The organism is Promicromonospora panici (genome assembly GCF_900608595.1).
GTDB lineage: Bacteria > Actinomycetota > Actinomycetes > Actinomycetales > Cellulomonadaceae > Promicromonospora > Promicromonospora panici.
The window spans coordinates 254,453-263,306 of the sequence record NZ_UWYY01000008.1 but is presented as its reverse complement, the minus strand read 5'-3'; the positions used below and the strand labels follow the sequence as shown (position 1 = coordinate 263,306).

Here is an 8,854-nt window from a genome sequence, read left to right as displayed (position 1 = left end):
CCGCGCCGTCCTCCCGCCCGCCTGGCCGCTCTCATGGTGGCGCTCGGCGCGGCACTGGGCACCTGGCTCGTCTGGTGGGCGATGGTCACCACCTGGCCCGGACAGCGAGTCGAGGAGCGTGTCTTCGAGACCGCCGACCGCTACCAGGACGTCGTCAACCACCTCGTGGAACCCATGCTGCTCCTCGGGTCGTTGCCGTGGCTCGCGGCGGGACTCCTCGTCGTCTGCGGGATCGGGTTGCTGCGCCGGAGCTGGGTGGCCACGGCCATGGCCGCCGTCGTGATCCTGGGAGCGAACCTGACCACCCAGGTGATCAAGGACGGAGTCTTCCACCGCGTCGGCCTCGTCGGTGAGTGGAACCAGGACGTCAACACCTTGCCGAGCGGCCACGTCACCGTGGTGGCGGCGGCCTGGGCCGCGCTCCTGCTCGTCACTCCACGCGGCTGGCGGCCCGTGACGGCGCTTGCCGGCGCCGCCGTCACCTGTGCCATGGGCCTGGCGACGCTCGCGGACCGCTGGCACCGCCCGTCCGACGTCGTCGCTGCGGTGCTCGTCGTCGTGGCCTGGACGGCCCTGACGTGCGCTCTCGCGCCGGCGGGCTGGGCGGGCCCGCCCGCCGCCGGGACCGCGAGGCGCGCCACCGCCGGGACCGCGAGGCGCGCCACCGCCGGGACCGCGCGGCGCGCCGCCGCAGGCGCAGCGCGGCGTGCCGACGCCGCGACGGGGCCGGTCACGATCCTCCTGGGAGTCATCGCGGTGCCGGCGGCCGCCGTCTCCGTACTGGCGGCTGCCGCGACGGAGGGCTACGCCTGGGCGACGCTCCCGTGGGGCGGGGGCCTGACGGCCTACACCGGCGGGCTGCTCGCCGCATGCGCGGTCTCAGCGGCGGCCTTCGCGGTCCTGCTACCGGTGTGTCAGGCGGCGGATCGTGCTCGGAGTGGCGCCCGCCAGGCGGGGTGAGGTTCGGACGCTCGTCCGGTGCCGGGCGTGCCTGCGCGCCGATGTCAGTGCCCCGACATAAGGTTTCGACTGAGCCGCCGTGACGCATCCGGTGGACAGAGCACGGGGGAGCCAGGACATGACCGACCAGCGCGTGAACCGACCGCGCACCGGTGCGACAGCATCGGTCGCCGGGAAGGGCGGGAAGACGACGTCGCCCGCGGTGTACCGGCGTCGTCGGCTCGTGGCGGTCGTGGGGTTGCTCGTGATCGTGCTCGCCCTGGTCCTCGTGGGGGGCTTCGCCTGGCCGGGTTTCTGGCGCAGCGAGGGGACGCCGCAGCCCGTTCCCACGGTGACGGTCACGGCGCCGGCACCGACCCCCACGGTCAAGGCGATGGAGCGCGCCGGTGACGAGACCGCCTTCCAGAAGGCCCTCCCGTCCACGGTGCTGCAGTTCGCGCTCGGCTCGCTCGCTGAGGCCAAGGAGCCCAAGGAGCAGGGTGCGCTGGAAGCCTGGAACGCGGAGTACGCCGACGGCGGCTCCGGCGAGGTGGCGCTCGTGGCGGGCCAGTGGGCGACGTCGGACGAGGCGGAAGCCGCGGCGACCGCCTGGACCCAGGCCGCCGGCGAGGCGGACCGCGAGGGCGACGTGAAGGTCGGCAAGAAGGTGGTCGGGCAGTACGCGATAGTGCCGGCCAAGGGGGGCAAGGCCGTCGTCGTCTGGCAGAACGGGACCGCGGTGATGCAGGCAACGGGCCCGGCCGACACCATGGAGGACTTCTACGCGGCCTTCCCGCTGTGAGGGCTCCCGTGCGGGGCGGGGGAGAATAGTGCCGTGAACCAGCGACTTGCAGTGCTCGGGGCCGGGAACATGGGCGAGGCCGTGCTCGCCGGCGCGCTCTCGGCGGGCTGGGCCGCGGCCGACATCGTCGCCACCGTGCGGACCGAGGCCAAGGCCCAGCACCTGCGCGAGACCTATCAGGTGGCCACGACCAGCGACAACGTGGCGGCGGTCCGGGGCGCGGGCCTCGTCCTCGTGGGAGTGAAGCCGAAGGACGTCGGTGCCCTCCTCGACGAGATTGCACCCGGGATCGACCCCGAAGCCGTGGTGGTCACCGTCGCGGCCGGACACCCCGCGTCCTTCTACGAGAAGGGGCTGCCCGCCGGTACCGCCGTCGTGCGGGCCGTGCCGAACACGCCTGCCGCGATCGGCGCGGGCATCACCGCTATCGCGCCGGGAGCGGCCGCCACGGAGGCCCACCTCGAGGTGGTGGAGCACCTGTTCGCGGGCACCGGCGCCGTCGTCCGCACGGCGGAGAAGGACCTCGACGCGGTCACCGCGATCTCCGGGTCCGGCCCCGCGTACATCTTCTACGTCGCCGACGCGCTCGCCGAGGCGGGTGTGCTGCTCGGCCTGACACGCGACGTCGCCCGCCGCCTCGCCACACAGACCCTGCTCGGCGCGTCCCGCCTCATGGACGAGTCGGGGGAGCACCCCGTGCTCCTGCGCGAGAAGGTCACCTCACCGGGCGGCACCACGGCGGCCGCCCTGCGCGCCCTCGACGACGGTGGCGTCCGGGCGTCGTTCCTGACCGCCGCGACCGCCGCGCGTGACCGCGCCCGCGAGCTGGGTGGATGATTCGTCCGTGACCATCTCTCGACCCGCGATGACGCGGCCGCCGGCCATGGCCGACGTCGCCGCGCTCGCCGGCGTCTCCCACCAGACCGTTTCGCGTGTGCTCAACGGCCATCGGAGCGTGCGCCCGGCCACCCGGGAGAAGGTGCTGGAGGCGATCGCGGAGCTCGGCTACCGCCGCAACAGCGCGGCGCGCGCCCTGGTCACGGCGCGGTCGACGACCGTGGGCGTGGTGACCACCGGATCGCCGTTGTTCGGCCCGTCGAGCACGTTGATCGCTGTCGAGGAGGCCGCTCGCGAGCAGGGCTGGTACGTGAGCGTCGCGACCCTCAGGCGGTACGACGCCGCCACCCTGCACAACGCCCTGGAGCACTTCCTGGACCAGGCGGTCGAGGGCATAGTCGTCATCGCGCCGCACAGCGACGTGGCCGACGCCGTGGAGTCGTTCCGGGCCCCCGTGCCCGTGGTGATCATCGCGGCGCGCGATGTGCAGCCCGACGTGCCGACCATCCCCCTGGCGGTGGACCAGCGGGCGGGCGCGCGGCTCGCCGTCGAGCACCTGATCGAGCTGGGGCACCAGCGGATCCTGCACGTCGCGGGCCCGCCGGACTGGCTGGACGCCGTCGAGCGTGAGGAGGCGTGGCGCGCGGTCCTCACCGAGCACCGTCTGCCCGTCCCCGAGCCGGTGGTCGCGAGCTGGACCGCGGACAGCGGCTACATGGTGGGGCTCGACCTGGCGCAGCGGGTCAAGGCGGGCGACGGCCCGACCGCGGTGTTCGCCGCCAACGACCAGCTCGCACTCGGCCTGCTGCGTGCCTTCTGGGAGTGCGGCGTCTCGGTGCCCCACGACGTGTCGGTGGTCGGGTTCGACGACGTCGACGGCTCCGGCCACTTCATCCCGCCGCTCACGACGGTGCGCCAGCCCTTCGTCGATCTGGGCAGGCGGAGCGTCGCACTGCTCCTCGCGGCGGTCGACGGCGGCAAGCCCGCGGCGGAGCTGATCGCCCCCGAGCTCGTGGTGCGGAGGAGCGCCGCGGCGCCGCGCACGTGAGTCCTCGCAGGTGAGGCCGCGCCTCAGATCGCGCGGACAAACCGGTGCGGATCGGAACCCAGCGGTTGCAGTTGTGCAACGTCGTAGTCCGTTAATGATCGAGTCGTTGACACATCCGCGGCGCGAGTGGCAGAGTCACCGCGCACGAGGATGTTTACGTTCACATTCCGTCGTCGGGCAGCATCGTTGCCCGGCGCGTGCCAAGGACATTGATGTCCAGGTGAGTCCGGACGCCGCTGTCCGGGGAAAGGGGTGCCGCCCGTGCCAGGTCGCCGCCCACCAAGTCTCAGCGTCCCCATCGAGGAAGGCCGCCCAGCCGTGGCGGGCACCGGCACGCCCGTGCTGGGCCGACGTCCACCCAGCCTCCGCGTCTCCGCGGCGGGCTGGAGCTTCGTGGCCCCGTTCCTCGTCGTCTTCGCCTTCGCGTTCATCGCCCCCGTGATCTATTCGCTGTACCTGAGCTTGTTCCGTGACCAACTCATGGGCGGAAACCAGTTCGTGGGGTTCGCGAACTACAGCGCGGCATTCACCGACCCGAAGTTCTGGGACGGCGCCGGTCGGGTGCTCCTGTTCCTGGCGGTGCAGGTGCCGATCATGCTCTTCGTCGCGCTGGTCGCCGCGCTCGCGATCGACAGCGGTCGTCTGTTCGGCAAGCGCTTCACCCGCATCGCGCTGTTCGTGCCCTACGCGGTGCCTGGCGTCGTGGCCGTGCTGATGTGGGGGTTCATGTACGGCGAACGGATCGGGATGGTCGGCTGGCTCAACGACGCCGTCGGCTCGCAGGTGCTCGCCCCGTTCACCAAGGAATGGATCCTTGTCGCGATCGGCAACATCGTGACGTGGGAATTCGTGGGCTACAACATGCTCATCCTCTACGCGGCGCTGCGTACGGTGCCGGGTGAGCTGTACGAGGCGGCCGCGCTCGACGGCGCGAACCAGTGGCGCGTGATCAGCGCGGTGAAGCTGCCGGCGCTGCGCGGGGCACTGATCATCGCGACCATCTTCTCGATCATCGGCAGCTTCCAGCTCTTCAACGAGCCGAGCATCCTCCAAAGCCTCGCGCCGACGCTCATCTCGTCGTCGTACACGCCCAACATGTACGCCTACAACCTGAGCTTCACCGGCCGGCAGATCAACTACGCGGCGACCGTCGCGATCGTCATGGGCGTGCTGACCGCGGTGATCGCCTACGTGGTCCAGCTCCGCGGCACGAGGAGGGAGGACTGATGGCGCACTCGTTCGCGAGACCACGCAAGTCCGTGACCCTGACCATCCTCATGGCAGGGCTGGTCGTCTACTCGCTGTTCCCGCTGTGGTGGCTGCTGATGAGCGCGACCAAGCCCCAGGAGCTGCTCAGCGGCTCGTTCGGCCTGCTGCCCGCAGGAGAGTTCGCGCTGTTCGCCAACATCTCGGAGGTCCTCACCCATCAGGACGGCATCTTCGTGCGCTGGTTCGGCAACACCGTGGTGTACGTCCTGGCGGGCGCAGGCGGAGCCACGCTGTTCGCGGCACTTGGCGGCTACGGCCTCGCGAAGTACCGGTTCCGCGGCCGCAACGCGGTCTTCGCGACCGTCCTCGGCGCGGTCGCCGTGCCAGGTGCGGCGCTCGCCGTGCCAACGTTCCTGATGTTCAGCGAGCTCGGGCTGACCAACACGATGTGGTCGGTCATCCTGCCGACCATGGTCTCCCCGTTCGGGCTGTACCTGATGTGGGTCTTCGCCTCGGAGGCGATCCCCACCGAGCTGTTGGAGGCTGCCCGGGTCGACGGGGCGGGCGAGTGGCGCACGTTCTTCACCATCTCGCTCAGGCTGCTCGCCCCGGGCATCGTCACGGTCGCCCTGTTCGTGATCGTCGCCACGTGGAACAACTACTTCCTGCCCCTGATCATGCTTTCCGACAAGAACCTGTTCCCGCTCGCCATCGGACTGGCGAGCTGGAACGCCGACGCGACCGGCGTCGGCGCTACCCCCGTGTTCCACCTGGTCATCACGGGTGCTGTGCTCACGATCCTGCCGATCGTGGCCGTATTCCTGCTGTTGCAGCGTTACTGGCAGTCCGGCCTCAGTGCCGGCGGTGTCAAGGGATGAACGACCTCAAGGAGGAGGCCCCCATGAGTATCAAGAGAAACCTCACACGCAGCCGCCGTGTCGCGGCGGCCGCCGCCGTCACGGTGCTGGCTACGACCCTGGCCGCATGCGGCGGGGGCGAGCCCGGAAGCGGAGAAGAGCCCGCCGAGGCCGCGAGCGCCGAGGAGATCGAGGCGGCCCTCGAGGAGGGCGGCACCATCGACTTCTGGACGTGGACGCCGCAGGCGCAGAAGCAGATCGATGCCTTCGAGAAGGCCTATCCGAACATGACCGTGAACCTCACGGACACGCAGGGCGCCGAGGACCACAACACGGCCTTGCAGAACGCGATTTCGGCGGGCAGCGGTATCCCTGACGTGGCCCAGCTCGAGTACCAGTCGGTGCCGCAGTTCCAGCTCCCCGGGCAGCTCACCGACCTCACGGCGTACGGCTTCGGCGACCACGAGGCCCTGTACACGCCGTCGACCTGGGGTGCTGTGTCCCAGAACGGCGGCATCTGGGGGCTGCCGCAGGACTCGGGTCCGATGGCGCTGTTCTACAACGCCGACGTCTTCGAGGAGCACGACCTCGTCGTGCCGGAGACGTGGGACGAGTACGTCGAGCAGGCACGCAAGCTGAAGGAGGCGGACCCCGACAAGGCCATGATCAACGACGACGGCAACGGCGCGGGTGGCGTCACGTCGATGATCTGGCAGGCCGGCGGCAAGCCGTTCCAGGTGGATGGTGACACCGTCACGGTGGACCTCGCCGACGAGGGGACGCAGAAGTGGGCCGAGATGTACCAGCAGTTCATCGACGAGGAGCTCGCGTCGGACATCCCCGGCTGGACCGACGAGTGGTACCAGGCTCTGGCTGACGGCACCATCGCCTCGATCGTGGTGGGTGCCTGGATGCCGGGCGTGCTGGAGTCTGGCGCACCTGACGGCTCCGGGAAGTGGCGCGTGGCGCCGATGCCGACCTATGACGGCACGCCCGTCAACGCGGAGAACGGTGGCTCGACCGAGGTGGTCCCGGAGGGCTCGGACGACAAGCTTCTCGCCGCCGGCTTCCTGCAGTGGCTCAACGCCGACCCGGAGAGCATCAAGGTGTTCATGGAGACCGGCGGGTTCCCCGCGACGGTCGCCGAGCTGGAGTCCGAGGAGTTCCTGGGCTTCGAGTCCGAGTACTTCGGTGGCCAGAAGATCAACGAGGTGCTCGCGGGTGGCGCCGAGAACGTGGTCGAGGGCTGGCAGTACCTGCCGTGGCAGTCCTACGCGAACAGCATCTTCTCGGACACGGTGGGCCAGGCCTACCTCGACAAGACGTCGCTCCTGGACGGGCTCGCGGCGTGGCAGGAGGAGAACGTCCGGTACGGAACGGAGCAGGGCTTCACCGTCAACGGCTAGCCGGCCTTCGCACGTGATGGAGGAGCGGGGATCCCGACGTACGGGATTCCCGCTCTGCGCGCCATGCACTGAGTCCTGAACTGCCCAGAATCCTGCACTGCGATGAAGGAGTGTGGTCCCGTGAGGCGTCTTTGTGCTGCCCTCGCTGCCCTGGCCTGTGTTCTGACGACCGCCGTCGGCGCGGTCTCCGCCCATGCCTCGCCCGAGACGGTGGCGAACGCCACCCAGTTCACCGATACGTCCGGCAACCCGCTGCACGCCCACGGCGGCGGGGTGGTCAAGGTGGGCGAGTACTACTACTGGTTCGGCGAGAACCGGAACTCGGACAACACGTTCCGGTATGTGTCGGCCTACCGGTCCACCGACCTCGTGCACTGGGAGTTCCGTAACCACGTGCTCACCGAGGCCAGCCACCCCGAGCTGGCGATGGCCAACATCGAACGCCCCAAGGTCATGTACAACCAGGCGACCGGCCAGTTCGTGATGTGGATGCACAAGGAGAACGGCACCGACTACTCGGAGGCGCGCGCGGCCGTGGCCGTGAGCGACGCCGTGGACGGCGACTACACCTACCAGCGCAGCTTCCGGCCGCTCGGGCACATGTCCCGCGACATCGGCGTGTTCGTCGACACCGACGGCACCGGGTACATGTACTCCTCCGCGCGGGAGAACTACGACCTGCACATCTACCGCCTCAACAGCGCCTTTACGGACGTCGCCGCACTCGTCGCCAACCCGTGGCCCGGCGGTCACCGCGAGGCGCCCGCGCTGTTCAAGCGGGGCAGCACCTACTTCATGCTGACCTCGGGCGCCACGGGCTGGAACCCGAACCAGCAGAAGTACGCGACGACCAGCAATCTGGCGTCCGGCTGGTCGGCGATGCAGAACGCCGGCGACTCAACGGGGTACGGCTCGCAGACGACGTTCGTGCTGCCTGTGCAGGGCACCTCGGGTACGTCCTACCTGTACATGGGCGACCGCTGGGGCAACTCGATCGGGAGCAACGTCAACGGGTCGAAGTACGTGTGGGCGCCGATCACGTTCCCCACGGCGACGTCCATGTCGTTCAGCTACTACCCGGAGCTCGTGATCGACGAGGCCGCGGGCACCGTCGTCGGCCGGGGCGGACCGTTCGAGTCGCTCACGGCGCGGCACTCCGGCAGGTGCGCCGACGTGACCAGCCAGTCCTCCGCCCCGGGCGCCCAGATCAAGCAGTACGACTGCAACGGCGGCGGAAACCAGCGGTTCTGGTTCCGGGTCGCGGGCAGCGGCTACTACAACCTCGTGGCCCGGCACAGCGCGCTGTGCGTGCAGGAGAACGCCACGACCGTCACGCAGGAGAACTGCGGGACGGGCGCCGCCCAGCAGTGGTCGGTGGTCGCGGCGTCCGGCAGCTACGTGACTATCCGGTCGCGGGCGACGGGCGAGTGCCTCGACGTCAACGGCGGCTCGACGGCGAACGGGGCGGCAGTGATCACCTACGCGTGCAACGGCGCGACCAACCAGCAGTGGACCCGAGGCTGACGAACCTGCCGAGGTAGGGCCCTGGCGAGGTAGAACCAGGGCGAAGTAGGACTGCAGCGCACCGACGATCAGTGCGGTGCAGTTCTTCTTCGCCAGAGTTCTACCTCGCCCTGGTTCTACTTCGCCCCAGTTCTACTTCGGCGAGGCCTGTCCGCGCCGCGGGGTTGGGTACCGAGTTGTCGTAACGTATCGTGTGAGCGCTAACATCGCCGTGGACGGTTTGCTGACGGCT

The 8,854-nt window shown here is 69.8% G+C and carries 8 protein-coding genes; all 8 read left to right on the top strand.

Annotation, left to right across the window (positions count from 1 at the left end; all coding sequences use genetic code 11):
- Positions 1-960, top strand: a 960-nt coding sequence (locus EW117_RS11575; RefSeq protein ID WP_129786809.1) for a phosphatase PAP2 family protein, incomplete at its 5' end; no start/stop codon positions are given.
- A 118-nt stretch (positions 961-1,078) separates the two neighbouring features.
- A complete protein-coding gene (locus tag EW117_RS11570) occupies positions 1,079-1,741 on the top strand; it encodes a hypothetical protein (RefSeq protein WP_129786807.1) in 663 nt (220 codons plus the stop codon).
- Between the two features lie 33 nt (positions 1,742-1,774).
- Positions 1,775-2,578, top strand: coding sequence for a pyrroline-5-carboxylate reductase (proC, locus tag EW117_RS11565; protein WP_165362652.1), 804 nt, complete (start codon positions 1,775-1,777; stop codon positions 2,576-2,578).
- Between the two features lie 46 nt (positions 2,579-2,624).
- Positions 2,625-3,626 carry a LacI family DNA-binding transcriptional regulator gene (locus EW117_RS11560; RefSeq protein WP_129786854.1) on the top strand — a complete coding sequence of 334 codons (1,002 nt, stop codon included), beginning with the start codon at positions 2,625-2,627 and terminating at the stop codon, positions 3,624-3,626.
- 318 nt (positions 3,627-3,944) lie between these two features.
- Entirely contained in the window at positions 3,945-4,853 is a 909-nt protein-coding gene (locus EW117_RS11555; protein ID WP_129786805.1) for a carbohydrate ABC transporter permease, read from the top strand.
- Positions 4,853-5,713: a carbohydrate ABC transporter permease gene (locus EW117_RS11550; RefSeq protein ID WP_129786803.1), complete on the top strand. Its 861-nt coding sequence runs from the start codon at positions 4,853-4,855 to the stop codon at positions 5,711-5,713. The genes EW117_RS11555 and EW117_RS11550 overlap by 1 nt, the downstream gene beginning before the upstream one ends.
- Before the next feature lie 23 nt (positions 5,714-5,736).
- On the top strand, positions 5,737-7,098 hold the full coding sequence (locus EW117_RS11545; protein ID WP_129786801.1) for an ABC transporter substrate-binding protein: 1,362 nt from the start codon (positions 5,737-5,739) through the stop codon (positions 7,096-7,098).
- A gap of 120 nt (positions 7,099-7,218) precedes the next feature.
- Positions 7,219-8,622 (top strand): RICIN domain-containing protein, encoded by a 1,404-nt coding sequence (locus tag EW117_RS11540; RefSeq protein ID WP_207211839.1) that lies wholly within the window; start codon positions 7,219-7,221, stop codon positions 8,620-8,622.
- The last annotated feature ends 232 nt before the right edge of the window (positions 8,623-8,854 follow it).

Coding starts and splice junctions, on each gene's coding strand:
- EW117_RS11570 (WP_129786807.1), top strand. CDS start 1,079: ATGACCGACCAGCGCGTGAACCGACCGCGCACCGGTGCGACAGCATCG.
- EW117_RS11560 (WP_129786854.1), top strand. CDS start 2,625: ATGGCCGACGTCGCCGCGCTCGCCGGCGTCTCCCACCAGACCGTTTCG.
- EW117_RS11550 (WP_129786803.1), top strand. CDS start 4,853: ATGGCGCACTCGTTCGCGAGACCACGCAAGTCCGTGACCCTGACCATC.
- EW117_RS11545 (WP_129786801.1), top strand. CDS start 5,737: ATGAGTATCAAGAGAAACCTCACACGCAGCCGCCGTGTCGCGGCGGCC.